General features: G+C 62.9%; 16 protein-coding genes. 6 read left to right on the forward strand and 10 right to left on the reverse strand.

Going from position 1 to position 19,895, the window contains the following annotated elements; translation table 11 throughout:
• Positions 1-33: 33 nt before the first annotated feature.
• Positions 34-1,572, reverse strand: a complete 1,539-nt coding sequence (locus R8F63_08400) for a LuxR C-terminal-related transcriptional regulator (protein MDW3218623.1) — start codon at positions 1,570-1,572, stop codon at positions 34-36.
• Between the two features lie 204 nt (positions 1,573-1,776).
• Here R8F63_08400 and R8F63_08405 point away from each other — a divergent pair, with 204 nt between their 5' ends.
• A complete protein-coding gene (locus tag R8F63_08405) occupies positions 1,777-2,949 on the forward strand; it encodes a sulfotransferase (protein MDW3218624.1) in 1,173 nt (390 codons plus the stop codon).
• A 276-nt stretch (positions 2,950-3,225) separates the two neighbouring features.
• Here R8F63_08405 and R8F63_08410 read toward each other — a convergent pair whose 3' ends face one another.
• The 9 genes from R8F63_08410 to R8F63_08450 all read right to left on the reverse strand — a co-directional run bounded on the left by R8F63_08410 (position 3,226) and on the right by R8F63_08450 (position 15,439).
• Positions 3,226-4,047, reverse strand: a complete 822-nt coding sequence (locus R8F63_08410) for an IS3 family transposase (protein MDW3218625.1) — start codon at positions 4,045-4,047, stop codon at positions 3,226-3,228.
• Positions 4,048-4,088: 41 nt separating this feature from the next.
• A complete protein-coding gene (locus R8F63_08415; GenBank protein ID MDW3218626.1) occupies positions 4,089-4,367 on the reverse strand; it encodes a transposase in 279 nt (92 codons plus the stop codon).
• Positions 4,368-4,516: 149 nt separating this feature from the next.
• The gene (locus R8F63_08420; protein MDW3218627.1) at positions 4,517-5,554 is read right to left on the reverse strand and encodes a UvrD-helicase domain-containing protein; all 1,038 of its coding nucleotides are present in this window, start codon (positions 5,552-5,554) and stop codon (positions 4,517-4,519) included.
• Positions 5,544-7,142 (reverse strand): AAA family ATPase, encoded by a 1,599-nt coding sequence (locus R8F63_08425; protein ID MDW3218628.1) that lies wholly within the window; start codon positions 7,140-7,142, stop codon positions 5,544-5,546. Before R8F63_08425 ends, R8F63_08420 begins: the two co-directional genes overlap by 11 nt.
• Entirely contained in the window at positions 7,139-7,870 is a 732-nt protein-coding gene (locus R8F63_08430; protein MDW3218629.1) for a SprT family zinc-dependent metalloprotease, read from the reverse strand. Before R8F63_08430 ends, R8F63_08425 begins: the two co-directional genes overlap by 4 nt.
• Positions 7,857-10,943 (reverse strand): HsdR family type I site-specific deoxyribonuclease, encoded by a 3,087-nt coding sequence (locus tag R8F63_08435; protein MDW3218630.1) that lies wholly within the window; start codon positions 10,941-10,943, stop codon positions 7,857-7,859. Before R8F63_08435 ends, R8F63_08430 begins: the two co-directional genes overlap by 14 nt.
• Entirely contained in the window at positions 10,940-12,139 is a 1,200-nt protein-coding gene (locus R8F63_08440; protein ID MDW3218631.1) for a restriction endonuclease subunit S, read from the reverse strand. Before R8F63_08440 ends, R8F63_08435 begins: the two co-directional genes overlap by 4 nt.
• A complete protein-coding gene (locus tag R8F63_08445; protein MDW3218632.1) occupies positions 12,136-14,574 on the reverse strand; it encodes a class I SAM-dependent DNA methyltransferase in 2,439 nt (812 codons plus the stop codon). Before R8F63_08445 ends, R8F63_08440 begins: the two co-directional genes overlap by 4 nt.
• A 49-nt stretch (positions 14,575-14,623) precedes the next feature.
• Entirely contained in the window at positions 14,624-15,439 is an 816-nt protein-coding gene (locus R8F63_08450; GenBank protein ID MDW3218633.1) for a hypothetical protein, read from the reverse strand.
• 142 nt (positions 15,440-15,581) lie between these two features.
• On the opposite strand from R8F63_08450, the gene R8F63_08455 reads away from it, so the two are divergent.
• The 5 genes from R8F63_08455 (at position 15,582) to R8F63_08475 (ending at position 19,891) form a co-directional block, all read left to right on the forward strand.
• Positions 15,582-15,899: a hypothetical protein gene (locus tag R8F63_08455; GenBank protein ID MDW3218634.1), complete on the forward strand. Its 318-nt coding sequence runs from the start codon at positions 15,582-15,584 to the stop codon at positions 15,897-15,899.
• Complete coding sequence (locus R8F63_08460) at positions 15,896-16,135, forward strand: hypothetical protein (GenBank protein ID MDW3218635.1); 240 nt, start codon at positions 15,896-15,898, stop codon at positions 16,133-16,135. The genes R8F63_08455 and R8F63_08460 overlap by 4 nt, the downstream gene beginning before the upstream one ends.
• Before the next feature lie 282 nt (positions 16,136-16,417).
• Positions 16,418-16,567 (forward strand): hypothetical protein, encoded by a 150-nt coding sequence (locus R8F63_08465; GenBank protein MDW3218636.1) that lies wholly within the window; start codon positions 16,418-16,420, stop codon positions 16,565-16,567.
• Between the two features lie 275 nt (positions 16,568-16,842).
• Positions 16,843-18,978: a type IV secretion system DNA-binding domain-containing protein gene (locus R8F63_08470; protein ID MDW3218637.1), complete on the forward strand. Its 2,136-nt coding sequence runs from the start codon at positions 16,843-16,845 to the stop codon at positions 18,976-18,978.
• Between the two features lie 115 nt (positions 18,979-19,093).
• Complete coding sequence (locus R8F63_08475) at positions 19,094-19,891, forward strand: replication-relaxation family protein (GenBank protein ID MDW3218638.1); 798 nt, start codon at positions 19,094-19,096, stop codon at positions 19,889-19,891.
• Positions 19,892-19,895 lie beyond the last annotated feature (4 nt).

Raw genomic sequence — 19,895 nt, forward strand, 5'->3', positions numbered from 1 at the left:
CCCGCCACATCAGGGAAATCCCCCATTCCGGGATCATGCACAAAGCCCGTGCCGAACCGCGAAGGTCGCGGCGGCCCTGGATCGATCGCCGAGCTTGTCGTAGATCCGGCCCACGTGGCTTTCGACGGTCTTGACCGAGATGAACAGCTCGGCCGCGATCTCCTTGTTGGAGCACCCTCGCGCCAGGCAGCAGAGCACCTCCGCTTCACGGGCGGAGAGGTCGTGGGGCAGCTCCGCCCGAGCGACGCGACCGGTCGCCGCTTCGATCACGGCGCTCACGGCCCGTCCGTCGAGACGGCCCTCCTGCGCGTCGCGCTGGAGTTCGGCGATCGCGGTTGCCTCGTCCAGAGCCCGTCGCCATGGGCGCACCTCGCGCATCGCGTGATACGCGTCGCTGGCCGCGAGCAGCTGGCCACGAATGTCAGGAGCATCCAGACCGCGATGGTAGCCAGTGCCACCCGATCGTTCGTGGGCCGAGCTCGCGAGCGCCGCGTACGGGGCGAGCGCGGGCGAGCGGCGCAGAATCGAGTCCGTGAGGTAGGTGTGGGTCTCCACCCGCGATCGCTCTGCCCGGGTCAGCGGACCGGGCTTGTCCCAGATGGCGCTCGAGATTCCGACCTTGCCGACGTCGTGGAGGTAGCCCGCGACGCGAAGGCGTTGCTGGTCATCGGCCGTGAGCCCGGCGACTGCGGCGGCACTGGCGGCGAGGTTCGCGACGCCCTCGCTGTGGCCGAGGGTGTACGTCGATCGATGATCGACGTTGTGCGCACAGGCCCGGGCGACGTCGACAACGAGCCCGGCGTCGATGGTCAGGCCGCCCGGGGCCTCGTCGACGAAGATGTCGACGAGGGTGGTGCAGTCCATGCCGGCGACCAATTCTTCGGGGTCGGACATCACGACATCGCACAGCTCGGGATCGAATTGACGTCCGCACCGGGCGAGCACCTGGCCGAATGCGGAATCGAGGCCTGCGACCCGGCGGTGGAACTCGAACGCGGTCGTGAGGTGCAGCACCCTGGCTGCGAGGGTGAGGTCCTCCCCGCCGATGCCGAGCGGGAGTCCCTGGTCGTCGTATCTCTCGTACACCTGAGCAAGCGCGGCGATGACGCCGTCGGACATGCCGACGTCCTGCGCGAGCCGGGCGGCAAGGTCGCAATGACTCTTGCCGACGGCCCCCATCATTTCCGGCTGGGCGAGCATGTCGCCGATGGCTGACAGCGACGCCCGGCGGGCTTCGTCGGGTTGATCGAGCGCCATGTCGGCATCGAGATGGGCCAGAATGTCGTCCCGGTCGCCGAGATCGGCGAGCGACAGCGCCCGCTGATACCCGTGAACGTCGCCGAGACTCACGTCGACCGTTTCGTGGACGGCGACGGAACAGCCGATGAACCGCAGCAGGCTGGCGTAGAAGAGGTCGGCGCACTCGTGATCGGGCAACCCCAGGCGGCGACCGATCCGGCCCGCCAGCACGGCCGCCCGGATACCCGTCTCCTCCGGTGCACCCACACCCACGTCGGCTACCACCGACAGCGCGCCGAGTACCTCGGACATGTGAATCCGCTCGATCGCCATCGCCAGAACCATATGGACAACGACGGCGCCCGAGTCGCTGCAGTCCTCGAGCCGCGGACAGCAGCCGAGCCCGTCGTGATGATGCCTGGTCGCAAGGGTTGACCACCGGCCAATTGTCGCCAGCCGGGCGGCATCCTCACCTGCTCGCCAAGTCCCGGTTCTGGGTCGGGTACGGTTCGCCTGCTGTGCGCACCGGAGGCACCCATGGACTCGATCACCGCTGAATCGCTTCTCTTCGCCGCCGAGCAACGGACTGGCCTCGACGACTGGGGTGACGACTGGTTCCGGCAACCGCTCGCCGCGTGGGTCGAGGACCTCAATGGTGACGTCATCAACGAGGCGGGCCGTGACTTCTTCACGGAGCTGGCGGTCCGTGATCTCATGCGACGGCTCCGGGTGACCGACACCCTGGCCCGGCACCCCGAGATCGACCAGGTCACGATGCCGCCCATCGTGTACGTCGCCGGTGCCGTTCGCAGCGGCACAACCTTGTTCCACAACGCTCTCGCCCTTCACCGGCAGGCGAAGCCGTTGTTGCGCTGGGAGCTCATGGAGCCGGTTCCCCCGCCCGAGGCCGCCACCGCAGCCACCGATCCGCGGATCGCGAAGGTGCAGGCGTCGATCGACAAGCGTCGGGGCACGCCGCTCGAGGCGATGCACTGGGTCAACGCCGACGATCCCGAGGAGTGCCAGTGGGGCTTCATCGACTTCGTGTCGCTGTTGGCCGGGGCAGCCGGCGGATGCATGCGCTCCTGGCGGCACTTCGGCGACGAGGCATCGCACCTGCCGGTCTACGAGAACTACCGGCGCCTTGTGAAGCTGCTGCTGTGGAAGAACCCGCCTCCACCCGGCGGATTCCTCGTGCTCAAGGCCCCACAAGTCACCGCACACATCGACGAGTTCGCTCAGGTGTTCCCAGAAGCGAGATTCGTGGCGCCCGCCCGCGACCCATATCGGGTGGTCTCCTCGGCGCGGGCCATGGTGGGCGGCATCCTCGACGCCTTCCTCGCCGACGGCCAGAATCCGCCGAACCCCTTTGATCTCGACGATCTCCGCCCCACCCTCGAGGCGATGCTCGCATTCGACAAGACGGCAGACCTCCGCGTCGTCCCCTACCCCGAACTCGTCGCCGACCCTGGCAGCGCCGCAGTCGCCATCTTCGATGAGCTCGGCTTCCCCACCGATCCCGAACTCGGCACCCGCGTGAACGACTTCATCCTCGCTCAGCGACAAGGTGCCCGGGTCCGTCCACCTGACGACCTTCCCGAACCCAACATGTCCCACGAAGAGCTACACCTCGACCCCATGGTGATCGAGTTCTGCGAGCGCTTCGGCATTACGCCCGAGCACGACCGGCTCACCGGCGCCCACCCCTGAGGCGAAGGCGCGGCCGCGTGGCGAGAGGACGAGATAAGTCAGACGGTCGAACAGCCTCGGCCGCGTCGCCAAAACGTTGGCAGCCATCGCCGGACCGAGGACACTGGCCGAAACGGCGTCTCGCCGTGGATCGAGTGGCGTCCTTCAAACCCCGCCGCTCACCAGGGCTTCCTCATCGAACTGTTGTCATTTCGACAACGACGAGTGGGCCTTATAGGACAGCTTTCAAACCCCGATGGCGTTCCCCCGCTACGTGAGACAGGGGTGGTTGTCAGTTCATGCTGCTCGTGAGGCAGCGTAGGTCTCAGCGGGGGTGCGGTGCTCGAGCCCGGCCTGGTGCCGGGCTCGGTTGTAGAAGGTCTCGATGTAGTCGAACAGGATCGTGCGCAGTTCGGAGCGGGTGATCTGGCGCCAGTCGCCGTGAAGGTGTCGGATCTCGCGCTTGAGTGCGGCCCAGACCGACTCCATCGCTGCGTTGTCGAAGCAATCGCCGGTCGAGGAGTACGAGGCGCGCAGGCCCCAGTCGGCGAGACGGTTGGAGAACTCCACCGCGGTGTATTGGGCGCCTCGGTCGGCGTGGTGGATCAGCTCGGCGTCGGGGTCTCTGCGGGCGAGCGCCATGACGAGTGCGTTGACGACGAGGTCGGTGGTTTGGCGTTCGCCCATCGACCAGCCGGCGATCCCTCGATCGTGCAGATCGACGATCCCCGCGAGGAACAGCTTGCCATCGAGGCAGCCGAACTCGGTGATGTCGGCGACCCAGCGCAGGTCTGACGCCTCGGCGGTGAAGTCCCGCTCGAGGAGATCTCCGGCCGGTGCCGTGTTCGCGCCGCGCCGCCACTTCTTGCGGCTGTGCGCGCCGACGAGGCCGAGCTCGGCCATGATCCGCGCGACCCGCTTCTCGCCGACGCGAATGCCGGCTCGGCGGAGCTGACCCCAGACTCTCGGTGAGCCGTAGGTGCCGCGGGACTGCCGGTAGATGTCGACGATCTCGTTGGCCAGGTAGGCGTCGTCAACGAGCCGATCCGACACGGCGCCGCCGGTCCAGCGATAGTAGGTCGCCCTCGGCAGCTCGACGAGCTCGCAGAGCTTGTTCACGTGATGGTCCGCTCGATGGTCGTCAACGAACCAGCAGCGGGTCACCGGTTCGTCTCTCTCGCGAAATACTGCGCCGCCTTGCGAAGGATCTCCTTCTCCTCCTCGACCTCGACGACGCGTTTGCGGAGCCGGATCAGCTCCGCGCGTTCGTCCTCATCGAGGCCGCCCGCGTCACGAGCTTCGAACTCGTTGACCCAGGCGGCCAACGACCCATCGGCGATGCCGAGCGATCGCGCGATCTCGACTCGTGGCCGATCCGAGCGGCGATACAGCTGCACCGCCTCGCGACGGAACTCCTCAGGATATCGATGTGTGCCCATCGTGGACTCCTTCCCGGGAACAGTCTCCCAGGCTCAGATGCCTCACGAAACGGGGGAACTCCACGAACGGCTCGGCTAGGCCACCAGAGGGTTCAGCGATTCATCTCGGCGATGAAGTTTCCGAAGGTCGTGAGTCGTTCGGGACGCGCCTACATGACCACAGCGACGCTGTGTCGAGCCCGAGTCACTGCCACATAGAGGGAAGATCGAGCGGCGGGCTTGAGCTTGGTCAGGTCACCCGTCTCAACGAACTCCTTCATCGGATTCGTCGGGAAGATCAGAACGCGATCGAACGTGCTGCCCTTTGAGACTCCGATGTTGATCGCTGGCAGGCCGAGAGTGTCTCGGTCACGACGGGGCCGGAGCACGACTGGTCGGTGCTCCTCGAAGTACGAATGGACCTCAGACTCCGGAACGGTGACCACCCCATCATGGCCGGTGTCGTCGATGCCGACGGAGGTCGTCTGTGGCATGTCGGGGTAGAGCGAGTCTGCGTAGTCGCAGATTGACTGATGGCAACGAAAGCTCTCGGTTCGGTCAAGCCTGTGACAGACGTCGTCTCTCTCGTCGAGCCACGTGACCATGCCCATGCCGCGATACTTCTTGTTCTTGTTCGCCGGGTAGGTGGCGTAGGTGTGCTGGCGAGGGTCCCCTACGAGAAGCACGTTCGTGTCCGCCCCGAGCAGCATGTCCAGCACCTCCAGGTCCCAACCGGCTAGGTCCTGCAATTCGTCCACAAAAACCGCGCTGTAGATCCCCGACAGGCGCCTAGCGACGGCGCCCTGGGTAGCTACATCCGCCGTGACAACGAAGTCTGCAAGGTACTTCCGGTAGAGGTTGCCCTCCCCGTCGACGAAGTACTGCTCACCTGTGTCCTTCTTCGTAAACGGCAGGTGGTCGCCGTCGAAGTTGAGTCCGCTGAGAGCGTTGACTCGCCCGGTGACAGCCGACTGATACGGCTTCGCGCCGTGCGCAATCAGGAACGAGAACCATCCCATGAGATCGATGTTCGGGGGAACCGTCCCGCAGACCTCTTCAATCCTTCGCCTGATCTGATTGAGGTTCTCGTTGGTGTAGGTCGTGATCAGCACTCGCCCATCGAGTTCGAGCGCGGTATCGATGATCTGCTGCGTCTTTCGTGAGCCAGCGGCAGCGAGAATCCCGACGTTGGGTCCGTCAGCAAACATCCCTGATGTATCCCGGCATCTCGATAGTCGTAGCTGACTCATAGATCCGCAGCGCGCTCTCGGTCTTCGAGCCAGTCATCCCCTTGACGGCATCCTCCTTCGTGGCGTACTCCTCCCCGAGTGCGGTGTTAAGGACCTGAAGATCGTTCGAGTTGACGATGGCTGGTTCGAGGGTCCGCTCGTCTTCCGGGTTCGCGCCGTGATGCAAGGTGATCAGACCCTCGACGAGGTAGCCGTCGAACTTCGCTTGCATCTCTTCAGCGTTCTTGCCGTCGTTGTCTCTGACGGCCCAAGTGCGACGACGAAGACCGGCGGCAAGTTCCATGAATCGCTTGTGCGAGGTGCCGACTGAGATGACGTCGACCCCGTCGTCAAGGGGCTCTCTACCGTTCTTGTCGCGGTAGGCGCGCTGGACGACGAGTTCGTCCGAAGATCCTTCGACGAGGATCGCCCCGTCTGCCAGTACAAGCCGGAGCGTGTCGTGCCCTGGGAGCCGCTTGAAGAATGAGACAGTCTCTACGGAGAGATCGGTGACCCGGGTCGCTGCACCCGTTGGACCGAGCAAGATCGCACCATCGAGCCCGAGCTTGTTCAAGACGTATGCGCTGTGAGTTGCGATGATCACCTGCTTGCCTTCGCACTGGGCTGCAATGCGCGGCAGGAGCGCTCGAAGCTTGGCGAAGGACAGATGCGTCTCTGGCTCCTCGATCATGACGATCTGCTTGTCTTCGGCATGGCGTCCGATCGCAAGGAGTGTCTTGACGGCGTTCTGATCACCCTTGCCGATGTACTGGAAGGGAAGGCTGTCGAGGTGAGCAACCAGGCTGCTCTCCCAGGTGTACCGCTGCGAAATATCAATGCTGAGACTCAGCTCGCGGTCGGTGAGTTCACCGTTGTCCTCGCGAAGCCGCTCGTTGATCGTCTTGACGGATTCCTTGTCGTCGAACTCTTCGCGAAGGCTGCGGTACTCGCGAGACAGCTCGACCCGTTCCTTCGGCTCCAGCTGGGTCCGGATGATGTGTTGAAGATGATAGTCGACACCTGACTGCAGGCGGATCGACGCAGGGTCGATGACCGCAACCGCAGCCGGCAAGCTGCGCCGCGTGACCGCGGAGCCGGAGAACCCAAGCCAGTCGATGCGGTAGTACTCGGTGGGTACGAGGCGTACTTTGTCCGGCTCCTCGACGAAGCTGTCGTACTCCTCCTGGTAGTCGGGATTGAAGGTCGCCTGGAGTCGGACCCCGCATGCGTCCTCACCGTCGAGGTTGTTCGAACCGCGAAGAACCTCTGCCTCTTCGGCTCCGTCGCCGAGATAGACCTCGATAATCATCTTCGGCGGCGTCGCTGGGTCTCCCGCTTGGAGCGCCTCGACGAACTCCTTGGTCGCGTCCTGGTTGAACAGGTATGGCGAGAGTCCTTCGTGGAGCCCTCGACCATTCAGACGGCCGGTCAGCGCAAGGTTGATTGCCTCGATGACAGTCGACTTTCCCGTGTCGTTGTTCCCGACCAGGATGTTCAGTCCATCATTCAGCTCTAGCTCGAACTCCTTGAAGCGCCGGTAGTTCTGGATCTTGACCTTGGTGATCACTGGCTCCCTCCCCAGTCCTCAGCTGCAAGGGGTGCCCTGTTCAGCGCGTCGCGTCGTGCCCGCCAATCAGGCAGCAGCTGGTCCATGAGCTTCGTGAAGCGGTCGCCGTGATTGCGTTCGATGAGGTGAGCCATCTCGTGAACGACGATGTACTCCAGGCAGTCGGGGTGTTTGGTGGCGAGTTCGAGGTTGAACCAGATGTGGCCCGACTCCCGGTTGCACGAGCCCCACTTGGTCTTCATGCGCCGGATACTCCAACGGGATACCTGGCGTCCGACCTTGGGCTCCCACTCCGAGATGAGCGAAGGCAGACGTTCACGGAGCTGCTCTCGGTGCCAGCGGCCAAGAAGGTCACGCCGTGCCTCGGCATCGAGTTCGGGCGGCACGTAGAGGACCAAGCGGTCGCCATCGATCTCGACGTGGGCTCGGCCGGATCGCTCGACAATCTTGAGTCGGTGGCGGACGCCCCACACGTAGTGGGACTCTCCGGTGACCATCTCGCGCTCCGACTGGCGCAAGGCTGCTTCGAGTTGCTCACGCTGTCGCCTGATCCAGGGGAGCTTCTGGATGACGGCGAGGCGGACGTTGTCGTCGTCCAGCTGTCGCGGGGCGGAGACTCGGACTCGTCCGAGGGGTGGGTAGACACCGATGTGGAGGTTCTTGATGTCCTTGTAGGTGACGTCAATGTCGATCCCTCGGATGGTGAGGTAGGCGCTAGCTGTACTCATGTCGCGCCTTCACGAGTTCGAACAGATCGTTCAATTCGTCGAAGTCATCGGGGATGGCGGCAACGATCGCTCGCTTCACGACCCGTTCCTTCATTGGGTGACCGACCCATGAGTCGGGCTTGCTTGTCATCACGGCGTGATCTACCTGGTGAGCGAGGTCGGAATCCGTTCCCAAGAAGTCGACGAGTGCTCGCTGAGCACCATTCTTGGCCCAGTCGGGGTACTCGGTGTCCGACTCTCCTTTGCCGACCTTGGCTGCGTGTTCGAGGAGCTGGGCGAGGTATGCCTGATAATCGAGAGAGCCTTGGCGCCGCTGTTCAAGGATGGCGTCGAGCAGCTCTGACATGCGGTCGTAGTACTTCGGGTTCAGCGGTCGTTCGTCGATGATGACCTTGCGGACATTGTTGGCGATGGTCTCAGCTACAGCCTCGGGGTCCTTCTTGATCCGCTTGGGAAGCTTGTCAACGGCACCGGCACCCATGTCCACGATGAGCTGGATAAGGCCTGCGTCGCCGAAGTCGGAGATGATCTCGGAGGGATCAGCGCTGATGTACGTGTCGAGCAAACGCCGCATGCCAGCCTCGTACTGCTTGAAGTCGACGTTCTCGCCGGCACCGAGCTTCACTTCGTCGCGAACGCTGGCGTAGTGCACCACCTCGTCCTTGATGGCCGAAGCTTCGGTTCCGGTGTATCCAGCGTCCTCCATCTCGTTGGCGAGGTTGGCGTAGGTCCGGGTCAGGGCAGCGACCGATTTGTACAGCTCGACCCGCTTCGGTTCGTTGGCCTTGAGCTGTTCGGCGTTGCCCTGCTCGGCTGCGCAGAAGTACTGCTGATACTGCAGCGTGTTCTTGGGCGGCTCGACCGGTTCGCAAAGTGCGCGGATCCGTTCGAGGGCTTCGTCGAGGTCTTCACGGGCCTTGTCGAATCGGTCGGTGAGTAGTCCGTCGATGTCGTCTCGTTCGTAGCCGTCGAGGGCACCGCTGGTGTAGTCGGTGATTGCTGATTCGAGTGAGTTGAACAGGTCGCGGTAGTCGACGATGTAGCCGTAGTCCTTGTCGTCGCCGTCGAGGCGGTTGACTCGGCAGATGGCCTGGAACAGTCCATGGTCCTGCATCTTCTTGTCGATGTAGAGATACGTGGCGCTGGGAGCGTCGAAGCCAGTGAGGAGTTTGTCGACCACGATCAGCAGGCGCATCTGGCCTGGGTGCTCGATGAACCTCTCCTTGACTTCCTTCTCGAAGCGCTCGACCTTGTTCACTGCGTCGTCGGCAGATTCATTGAAGTGGTCGGCGAGCATCTGACGGTAGATCTCGTATTGGCGGAGCCGTTCGGTGGCGCCCTCGCCAGAGTCCTCTTTGGAGATGTCACCGGCCTGCGGGTTGTACGAGGTGACGATGGCGCACTTGCCTTTGAAGCCAGCCTGGCAGAACAGGTCGTAGAACTTGCACGCCTGGTAGATGCTCGATCCGACGAGGATCGCGTTGCCTCTGCCGTCCATCAGGCGTGGCTTGGTTTCCATGTCGAAGAGGATGTCGTCGACGATCTGGCGAGCACGTGGCTCGGAGCTGACCACCTTCTGCATCGTGCCCCAGCGTTTCTTTAGCTCGGCCTTCGACAGGTCGGTCATGCCCTTGGTCTTGGCCTCGAACCAGGCGTCGACCTTCGCTGGCGACGTGAGATCCTGGTCGACGGTCCGTGCTTCGTAGCGCAGGTCGAGGACGACGCCGTCTTCGACTGCCTCGTCGAATTTGTAGGTGTGGATGAACGACCCGAAGGTCTCGATGCTCGTTTCCTTGTCCCGCTTCAGCAGGGGCGTGCCTGTGAAGCCGATGAACATGGCCTCAGGGAGAAGCTCCTTCATGGCAGCGTGCATCTTCCCGGACTGCGTGCGGTGAGCCTCGTCGACGAAGACGAAGACGTTGCCCTTGGCACGGAAGTCTGCAGGGAGCCTGGCCTTCAACTCAGCGATGAAACCCTGTTCGGCCTCGTCTCGGTCCGCCTCCTCCTCGGATCCACGGAACTTGTGGATCAACGAGCCGATCAGCCATGGCTCGCTCTGATTCAGAGTTGCGAGGAGGTCTGAGCCGGAGGTGGTCCGGTAGATCTCCTCGTTGACCCCGTTGAAGACTCCCTCGATCTGCTCATCAAGTTCCGTGCGATCCGTGATTAACAGAACCCTCGAATCGCTCTGGTTCTCACGGATCCACTTCGCTAGCCACACCATCGTCAGGGACTTACCCGAGCCCTGAGTGTGCCAGATGATGCCGCCCTCACGACTGGCCACGCGATCCTGCGCCGCCTTAACGCCGAAGTACTGGTTGTGGCGGCAGATCTTCTTTGTTCCTGAGTCGAAGACGAGGAAGTCGTGCACTAGTTCGAGTAGGCGCTCCTTCGAGCACAACTGCAGCAGCGAGCGATCGAGTGGTTCGCCAACGTCGCTGTCCTCCTTCCACTCCAGCCAGTACTTCTCCGGAGTGTCGATCACGCCGTAGCGGAGACCCTCGACGTCGTTGCCGGCCATCACAAGCTGAACGGTGGTGAAGAATTGGCGAATGAACTCTGGTCGCTGGTTGCCGATGGTCTGCCGGATGCCCTCCGACACGGCTACCTTCGACCTCTTCAGCTCGATCGTGCCGAAGGCGATGCCGTTCACGTAGAGCACTAGGTCCGGGCGCTTCGTGTGCTCGCCCAGGACGGTGACCTCCTCAGCGATACCGAAGTGGTTCGCCTCGGGATTCGCCCAGTCAATCAGCCACAGTGTCTCCGTCTGCTCACCGACACCCGGCCTGACCTTCACCCCGTAGCGAAGTAGCCGGTAGACGTCGTGGCTTGCCTCATAGAGGTCTCGACCCCCGCCGAGCGAGGCATCGCTCCTCAGACGGTCCAGTGCCCGGGTGATCAGTTTGTCGTCGTACCCACGAGCCTTCAGGTTCGCCGTGAGCAGCCCTACCTCGACGTTCGCGTTGTCCGCTCGGTGCTCCCAGTTGCCGAGGTATTCGTAACCGAGGCCATCGCGAAACAGCTCGACTACCCGGTCTTGTGCCTTCTTCTCAAGTTGACCGACGTCGCTCACGCTGTGACCTCCTCAACGGGGAGGCGGGTGCGACCGCTGAGCAGTTCCTGCACCATTCCGTGCCTGACACTCTTCGCCTTCGCGATTCTCTTTCGGAGAAGATCTACCTCTGCCTCAGCGTCGCTGAGTGTTGTTCCAATCGCCTCCTGCTCACGCTCACCGGGGACTCGTACCTCGATAGCAGCCACCTGGGCGGGGTGAATTCGAGCATGGCTGCCGGTTGTGCCTGTGGCCAGCAACTTCATGCGCGAGACAACTGCATTCGACTTCATGAGCCACTTCAGATACAAGCGGCTATTCCCAGGCTGCGGCGTCAGCACTACGAACTCCGTCGAAGCGATTGAGTCAATACCAATCCGCTCGGGCGCCCAGATTCGTGGAATACGCGGATTCAACTTAGACACCAAGACAGCACCGGTTGGCACTACGAACTTGATGCTGTCGATCTCCGAGCCGGGTTGAATGACTGGGGTCTCCGCCTCGTCGAAAGCCGGAAGGCTGAAGTGGTGAAACCACTTCCCTCGATCTAGTCGGGGATCGACTATTCGGCGGTGCTGATCTGTGAGGTCACCCACGGTCGCGGTGCGCCAACGTTCAGTGAAGCCAGGGAGACGAGTCTCACCGGTGAGAAGTTGCTGCATCATGCCTTGCTTGATCGCCTGATTTTTGGTGATGAGGCGGTCGATGGCTGCGATGAGCTGATCCAGATCCTGGAGGCGCGAGGCGATCTCCCGCTGCTCGGTCGGGGACGGCAAAGCGACAACGAAGCTGTTCAGACTTCCATTGGTGATCTGGTTGATCGTTGCACCTAGATGCTCGTCGATTTGGCGCTTGAAGTCATCGGACTTAAAGAAGTACTGTAGGAACGGATTCGAGTCCGCGCGGTACACGGCCATGAAGGCACCGAAAGTCTGCCCGACAACCCGCCGATCGAGAATGACGCTCTTCCCGATCAGTCGGCGACTGCCGTTCCGGACGCAGATGAGGATGTCGTTCTCCCGTACTCTGATCCTTTCTGGGATTGCGCAGTCGACGTAGACGTTGTCGTCGAACGCAAGCGAGCCGTCTTGGATGTTGGAAGAGCGTAGGACAAGTGTGCCGGAAGATTTGACGTCGTCAGGACGGTACGTGAGACCGATTAGGCTCTGTCCGATCTCGCCGAGCTGCACTCTTGGCCAGTCAGCGGCAGCAGTCATCGAGACACCCCCATATCGGCGAGATGCGCAATAACCTTGGCTTCTAGCTTCTCCAGTTCGGTGTCGAGGTCTCCAACCGTTTCGGCATAGCGCTCTCCAAGTTGCTGGATGCGGGCGACGAGGTTGAGGGTCAGGGCGTTGACTTCGCCGGCGACACGGTTTCGGATAGTGGCTGCCCACTTGTCGTCGAGCACGAGGGCCTGGACGTCGGCCTCGCTGAGGTCGCCGTACTTCTTGAGAGTGGCGGTGCCGAGTTCGGCCTGGGCTTCTTTGGCGGTCCTCCTAGCGGCTGTCTCAGCGTCGTAGAGCTCGATGACGTGCTGCAGCGCTTTGATCTCGTCAGGATCGGGGTCGGCCTCGCGCTTGGCTTCGCGTAGGCGGGCCACGGCGAGCGCCTTGCTGATCTTGTCGTCATCCATCGCTTCGGCGAGAAGCCCTTCCTCAACGGCGTGCTCCTCGACGTACCCCTCAACCGCCTGGCTAGTGGCTTCGACCTTTCCGTTCAGCTCGTCCACGCGGGCCTGGTCATCGGAGAAGTAGCGGGCAACGACGAGGCCCGGCGGGACGAGGTCCATCTTGTACTTGGTCTTGCTGCGGCCGGTACCGATCTCGAGGTCAGGGGTCTCAGAGAGCTTGCGGTCCTTGTCCTCGATGGTCGGTCGCGGGCGAGATGCGTTGACCCATCCTTCGTGCATGACGAGGAAGACATCGTCGTGCATGACGGTGTGCCAGTAGGTCATGAGCTGCTCGTAAACGTTGTACTCGTCAAGCAGCGGCAAGGGCTTGAACCGGGCGAGCAGGTCGTCGCTGATGGTGGCGATGAGGTCGTTGGGACGGGTGTCGGGGTTGATGGCCCGCAGACTCGGCCGGTGAGCGACGTAGCAGTCGTCGGTCAGAGCGCGGGCTTCGTCAGTGAACTTGCCGAACTCGGTCGAGTCGAGCACGCCCTGTTGCACTTCGCTCACGTCGACGGCGAGGTCGACGTAGCCGGGCCGGTTGGGCTTGAAGATCTGCGAGCGGAGCTGTGGGAAGGCGTCCCAGTAGTCGCTGAGGGCATCGATGTCGCGCTCGGGGATGCCGCCATGGAGGTGGGCGTGGAGGTCCTGGATGTCCTCAGGCTCGGACGCGTCGATGTAGCGCGGGATGTTGAGGCTGAAGTCGTTCTTGGGATCGGCAATCTCGCTCATCGGAACCATGCGCGAGTAGCGGTCGAGTTCGGCTTGCTTGGTGAAGACGTCGACGATCTTGTGGATGTCCTGGCTGCGCAGTCGGTTCTTGGCGCCATCCTTCCTAAACCCCTTGGACGCGTCGATCATGAACACGCCGGAGCGGGCCTGGGCGTTCTCCTTGTCGAGCACAACGATGCAGGCGGGGATGCCGGTGCCATAGAACAGGTTCGGTGGCAGGCCGATGACGCCCTTGATGTAGCCGCGCTGGAGTAGCGCCTTGCGAATATCGGCTTCCTTGTTGCCGCGGAAGAGCACCCCATGGGGCAGGATCACGGCGGCCTTGCCGGTGCTCTTGAGCGACTTGAGCGCATGCAGGAGAAAGGCATAGTCGCCGTTCTTGGCTGGCGGCATGCCGAACTCGAAGCGTCCGAAGTCGTTCTCCAGGCCGTTGCCCCACGACTTGATGGAGAACGGCGGGTTCATGACGAGGTAGTCGAAGGTCTTGAGCTGCGCCCCGCTGGTGAACTGCGGGCTAGTGATGGTGTCGCCCTTGCGCAGGTCGGCGATCTCGTTGCCGTGGAGGATCATGTTCATCTTGGCCAGCGCCCAGGTGGCGTTGTCCTTCTCCTGGCCGTAGATCGTCATGCCGCGCGGGGCTTCGGCGGCGGCCTTGAGGAGCAGTGAGCCTGACCCGCATGTGGGGTCGTAGACGGTCTGGTCCTGACGCGTGTCCTTGCCGATACCAACGACCTTGGCAAGGATTCGGGAAACCTCTGCAGGCGTGTAGAACTGCCCCTTGCTCTTGCCGGACTCCGTGGCGAAGTGCCGCATCAGGTACTCGTAAGCGTCGCCGAGTAGGTCGTCACCCTCGGCACGGCTACCCCTGAAGTCGAGATCGCTGAAGATCGCTACAAGCTTGGAGAGGCGGTCTTGCATCTCCTTTCCACGGCCGAGCTTCTCCTCGTCGTTGAAGTCGGCTTGGTCGATGACCTTCTCCAGGCCGTTCGCTTCAGCGAGTTTGGCGATGATCTTGTTGATCTTGTCGCCGATCTCCTTGTCGCCTCTGAGAGCAAGCATGTCATCGAACGATCCGCCTGCTGGAACGTCGATCAGGCTTTGGGGATCCGCCTTGGCCTTGTCCGAGACATATTTAACAAAGAGAAGCGTGAGGATGTAGTCCTTGTACTGGGACGCATCCATACCTCCTCTGAGTTCGTCGCAGCTCTTCCATAAAGAGCTATATAGATCTGATTTCCTTATAACCATTTATCTTCCATTCTACGACATTTGCTGCATTTAGTCAGCAGTTCAATTCTCACCGATTCGGCCTCTCAAGCTTTCCTTGCGCATAGAGCAGCCGAAGCCGATTCGCCGTCTCGGAAGACAACCCGCCGCTCCATCCTGCCAGCTTGATCAGCCCCTCGACCTTGAACTCGACATCTCCCTGCTCGATGTCCTCTCCGTACTCGTCGAGCCAACCGTGCACGAGAGTGAGGAGGCGTGCCAGTTCCCACTGAGCGGCCTGCACGAACTCCTGAACCTCAGCTTCGTCTTCGCCAGCATCGAGGTGGCGCTGCACAGCGATGATCTCGGCTCGATAGCCGTAGACCGCTGACCAGATTCGCGAGAGGGCCTCCTCCCGCTCGGTGAATGAACTTTCGGTGAGCACCGGTGTGTCTTCGTGGGCAGCAATCTCAGGTCGCCGGCCCTCTGTCCGGGGCGTGTAGCGGAGGTTCTGCTGCTCGATTGCGAACGCCATCTCGTCCAGGATCGTGGGCTCGATGTGTTTGCGGATGTGGTCGGGGTGTCTTTCCACGACCTCGCCGGCCGTCTCGCGCCGAAACGTGAGCGTCGTGCCCCGAAGTCCTCGATCGGCGCCGAAAATGATGCGCGCGATTCGTCCCCGGTCGCTGTCGCCGTAGTCCCGTAGTAGCTGTCGCAGAAGTCGGTCGAGGGCAGTCACCCGGCTCGCTATCTGATCAGGATGCTGTGCGTGGGCGATCACGACACGCTGATGAGGGAGGAGTTCGCCGACGGTCTCTGGAGTCACCGGAAGGCCGTGCCGGAGAACCGCCCGTAGGGCCTTCCTGATCTCGTCGGGCTCCGTAGTCAGAGCCGGCAGTTCTCCCATACCCAGAAATTACCCAGTTCTGACCCTTTCGGCCGTGACACCAGTTCGTGGCCTCCTCAGATCACCGAGCAGGAGACACCTGCCGGAAGATGAGAGGAGACCCGAAATGGGTGACTTGATGAGGTGGGCAGATGGGCAAGGCGTGGAGCCTCTGCCCGCTGCCCGACTGACCCGGTTCGAGCAGCGGCAGCACGGACGGTCGCTGACTCGGCTGGAACACAAGGCCGACCTGCAGACGCGTGCGGTCGAGTTGGAGGCCGATATCGGCCAGGCCAAGGTGCACGCCGTCGCCAACGTCGGCAATGCCGCCATGACGGCGCAGGCGTTGATCAGCGGGCGTGAGCGCCTGCTGGTGGAGGCTGAGCCGGCTGCGATCCACGGTGTGGCCTACGTGAGCCAGAAGCTCACCCTGGCCTTGGGCGCCGTGGTCGACGACACGCTACGGGAGGTCACGAAGTGATCGAGCTGGTCCTCCTGCTGGGGCTCGTTCTCCTTGTGGTCGGCCTGCTGGTTGTGGCCTCCAACTCCGCAGTCGACGACGCACGCTCGTCGATGGAGGAGGCCGCTCGTCGTGAGCGTCACCGAATCGTCCGGGCGCAGACCCAGGCGGAGAACGAGATCAACCGACTCACCCACGCCGCCTTCGAGGAGATGGTCGAGGAAGTCGATCGGGCTCGACGGGAGGCGGACTCATGAACGCCTTCACGATCGAGAACCTGCAGACCATCTTGCTCCTTACGCTCGTATTGCACACCTACGGTCCGAAGCTGCGACGTCTGGTCCGACGAGCGCGGGCTCGTCGAGCCCATCGTCAGCTGGTGGCCCAGGATGCCCACGCACGCTGTGTCGACGTCCGCGATCGAGCCGACGTCGCAGCGCACGTTGTATCCGATGAGGTGAAGCGTCGCCTCTGGCTGATCCGCTCTGGTCCGAACGATGTGGCGTGACCCGAATCCTCGGCAGAGTTGGGCGGAGTGGGTGGTCGGCTGGATCTTCACGCTCTTGCTGCTGGCGTTTGCCGCCGAGGCGCTCGTCCAGATGGTCAAGCCGCTGTTGCCGTGGATCGGCCTTGGCGTCTTGGTCTTCGTGAGCTTGTCGTTGTGGCTGCGGCGACGTGAGCGCTGGTGACCTCGGCCTTCGTGGCACCTGTTCCGGTCGGTGTTGTGGAATGCGCAATCTCGTTGACCGCTGCGTAAACGCAGTGTTTCAATATGAGGGCTGCGCAAACGCAGCACCGGCCGGAATCAACACAGAAAGGAGGGAGCAATGAACGAACCACAGCGGAAGGTCCGCATTCGGCCCATCAAACGAAGCGAGCCCGATCTGCGCCGACTCGCACGGGCGCTCATCGAGCTGGCCACGACACAGAACGAGAAGAAGAGGTCGAACGAGAGGAAGGCCGCATGACCGCCCTCTTCAGATCCTCCACACCACCACTCAGCTGGTACCGGATCGACTTCGGCCGTGAACTCGATGTCGACGACGTCCACCGACTCATCATCTCTGTGCTCGGCGATCGTCAGCTCGGCCTCGTGATCATCGAGGTCGAGAACCGCAAGGGCAGCCTCAGCTATCGGATCGGTGCCCACAGCTCACGCATCGTGCAGCTGATCGAGTCCGCGGTTGCCGGCAGCATCGTGACGGAGATAACCAGGTCGGTGCCAGCCGACGGCCTGGCCGCCTGCCTGCGCATCAGCACGAAGCGTAGACCGATCCGGGTCGATGACCCCGAGGCATCCACCATGAGGATCCTCGGAGCGCTCGCCACCACCAATGCAGCCGTCGTCCACCAGATCGTGATCGACCGCCGACTCCGACCAAACGCGATCCCGAATCGGCTGGAGACGCTCCAAGCGGAGACCTGGCCACGAGCACTGCTCGAAGCGGCCACCACCGGCACCTCACGAGTCGACACCGAAGCTCGCCGAGCGCTCACCGACAAGGAGAGCCTGCCGGGGGGCTCGACAACAGTCAGGGTCATCGCAACTGGCCGATCGGCCCGCCAGGCACTCTCCAGCTACGAGGCAGCGCTCCGATCGCTCGAATCACCTGGTGTACGGATCCGCCTCGCCCGAGACGACTGGAATGCAGCTCGCGCGGCTCGTCCATCACGTCGACCGACGCCGCTCAACAGCGACGAGATCGTGAACCTGCTCGCCTGGCCGTATGGCGACAGGGACTACATCGGCCTCGACCGGGGAGGGTCACGCCTCACCGCAGTGACTCAGCCTGAGCGATTCGATCGGGTACTGGCCGTGGCATCCCACCCGGGCCGGCCAATCTCGATCGGACAGTCGGCGGCCGATGGTCTCCGCCATACCCACGTCCTCGGACCGACCGGGGTCGGCAAGTCCACCCTGCTGCTGAACATGATCCTCCAGGACATCGAAGCCGGCCGAGGTGCCGTCGTCCTTGACCCCAAAGGCGACCTAATCGACGATGTCCTCGCTCGACTCCAGGATCGCCATCTCGACCGAATGGTCGTGCTCGACGCCGCTCGCAGCGACCACGTCGTGGGGTTCAACCCGCTCAAGTCCCGGCACGCCGAACTCGCTGTCGACGGCATCCTCCACGTCTTTCATCAGCTCTACGCAGACTCGTGGGGACCACGAACCCAGGACATCCTCCACTCGTCGCTCCTCACCGTCGTCGACTCCGAGGCGGCCTCGATCTGCCACATCCCGCAACTCCTCGTGGATGACCGGTTCCGCCGCAGGCTCCTCGCCGAGAAGTCGCAACCGACCGCCGTTCGTTTCTTTTGGAACTGGTACGAGAACCTGTCCGACGCCGAGCGCGGCGCCGTGATCGCCCCGGTCATGAACAAGCTCCGGCCGTTCCTGTTGCGCAGCTCGCTCCGTGCGCTGCTTGGTCAGGTCGAGCCAGCCTTCGACCCCAAGACGATCTTCACCGAGCGACGAGTGCTCCTGGTGCCGCTGCGCAAGGGGCTCGTGGGAGCCGAGGCGGCGAATCTTCTGGGTTCGCTGATCGTCGCCCGCATTTGGCAACTCGCCCAGGAGCGCAGCGAGATCGACTCGTCCCGACGGCACCCGGTGTTCGTCTACCTCGACGAGTTCCAGGATTACCTGCATCTGCCGACCGACCTCGCCGACGTTCTCGCCCAGGCCCGAGGTCTCGGCCTCGGACTCGTGCTCGCTCACCAGCATCTCGGGCAGCTGACCACATCGGTGCGAGACGCTGTGCTTGCCAACGCCCAGAGCCGGATCTGCTTCCGGCTCAGCCCGGACGACGCCACTCGTATCGCCCGAAGCGCTGGCGTGCTCGACGCCGATGACTTCACCCGCTTGGGCAAGTACGAGGTCTACGCCAGCATCCTCACCGACGGCTCACCGACACCATTCGCTTCGGCGAGGACTGCAGCTCCCCGGCGACCATTGCGTGATCCGTCCGCAATAGGGCGTGATCTCGCTCGGCGGTGGGGCCGAGCACCAGGGGATGTCGACGAGCAGCTGAACCGTCTGACCAACTCACCATCCGATGAAGACGAGCAACTCGGCCGGAGAAGGCGAGGTCAGCCATGAGCGCTGTACCGATCGCTCTACCGACCGTGTCGAGTGGCGGCCGACGCATCGCCCGAATCGGCAAGGCCAACCCACCAATAGCGGAGCCGACACTTATCACTCAGGGGGCTCCCTCATGAGTCGTCGTGTCGGCCGCCGCCAGCTCGAACAACTCGGGGACCAGCTCAGCCCCCGGGACCTCGCGGTTCTCGGAAGCACCCGTCGATTCCGCCTTGTGACAGGTGATCAGCTTCGCCGGCTCCACTTCCGGGATCACGCAACACCGGAGACCGGCGCCCGAGTCGCACGGCGTGTCCTCAGTCGGCTCGCCGGTCACGGACTGCTCGTCCGCCTCGAACGACGGATCGGCGGCATCCGGGCCGGATCGGCGGGTCACATCTACGCCCTCAGCTCGCTCGGACACCGAGCACTCGGGACCGAGATCCGCAAACGGACAACCGAACCGAGCTTCACGTTCGTCAAGCACACGCTCGCCATCACCGAGCTTTCGACGACCCTGATTGAACTCGACGCCGCCGATCAGATCGACCTGCTCGAACTCCAGCCCGAACCGGCTGCCTGGCGCACTCATCGAGCTGGACTCGTCGAGAACATCTTGAAGCCCGACCTCTTCGTCCAGGTCGCCGACGACGAGTACGAGCTGAGCTGGTTCATCGAGATCGACTGCGGCACCGAATCCCGACCGACAATCCAGCGCAAGTGCCACGCCTACGCCGACTACCGGCGAACTGGCGCCGAGCAAGAACGCCACGGCGTCTTCCCGCTGGTCCTGTGGATCGCTCCCGACGAACGTCGACGCGCACAGCTGGAGCAGGCCATCACAGGTGATCGCCGGATCGACCCTGACCTCTTCGTCGTCACGACGTCGAACAAGGCGACCGAGGTCATCACCGACACAGGCCGCCAGCCATGACCGT

The sequence above is a fragment of the Acidimicrobiales bacterium genome (assembly GCA_033344915.1).
Taxonomy (GTDB): domain Bacteria; phylum Actinomycetota; class Acidimicrobiia; order Acidimicrobiales; family Aldehydirespiratoraceae; genus JAJRXC01.

Excerpts from the sequence above, each read along its gene's own strand:
- R8F63_08450 (MDW3218633.1), bottom strand. The coding sequence starts at position 15,439 with ATGGGAGAACTGCCGGCTCTGACTACGGAGCCCGACGAGATCAGGAAG.
- R8F63_08470 (MDW3218637.1), top strand. The coding sequence starts at position 16,843 with ATGACCGCCCTCTTCAGATCCTCCACACCACCACTCAGCTGGTACCGG.
- R8F63_08445 (MDW3218632.1), bottom strand. The coding sequence starts at position 14,574 with ATGGTTATAAGGAAATCAGATCTATATAGCTCTTTATGGAAGAGCTGC.
- R8F63_08430 (MDW3218629.1), bottom strand. The coding sequence starts at position 7,870 with ATGAGTACAGCTAGCGCCTACCTCACCATCCGAGGGATCGACATTGAC.
- R8F63_08440 (MDW3218631.1), bottom strand. The coding sequence starts at position 12,139 with ATGACTGCTGCCGCTGACTGGCCAAGAGTGCAGCTCGGCGAGATCGGA.
- R8F63_08405 (MDW3218624.1), top strand. The coding sequence starts at position 1,777 with ATGGACTCGATCACCGCTGAATCGCTTCTCTTCGCCGCCGAGCAACGG.
- R8F63_08400 (MDW3218623.1), bottom strand. The coding sequence starts at position 1,572 with ATGGCGATCGAGCGGATTCACATGTCCGAGGTACTCGGCGCGCTGTCG.
- R8F63_08415 (MDW3218626.1), bottom strand. The coding sequence starts at position 4,367 with ATGGGCACACATCGATATCCTGAGGAGTTCCGTCGCGAGGCGGTGCAG.
- R8F63_08420 (MDW3218627.1), bottom strand. The coding sequence starts at position 5,554 with ATGTTTGCTGACGGACCCAACGTCGGGATTCTCGCTGCCGCTGGCTCA.
- R8F63_08475 (MDW3218638.1), top strand. The coding sequence starts at position 19,094 with ATGAGTCGTCGTGTCGGCCGCCGCCAGCTCGAACAACTCGGGGACCAG.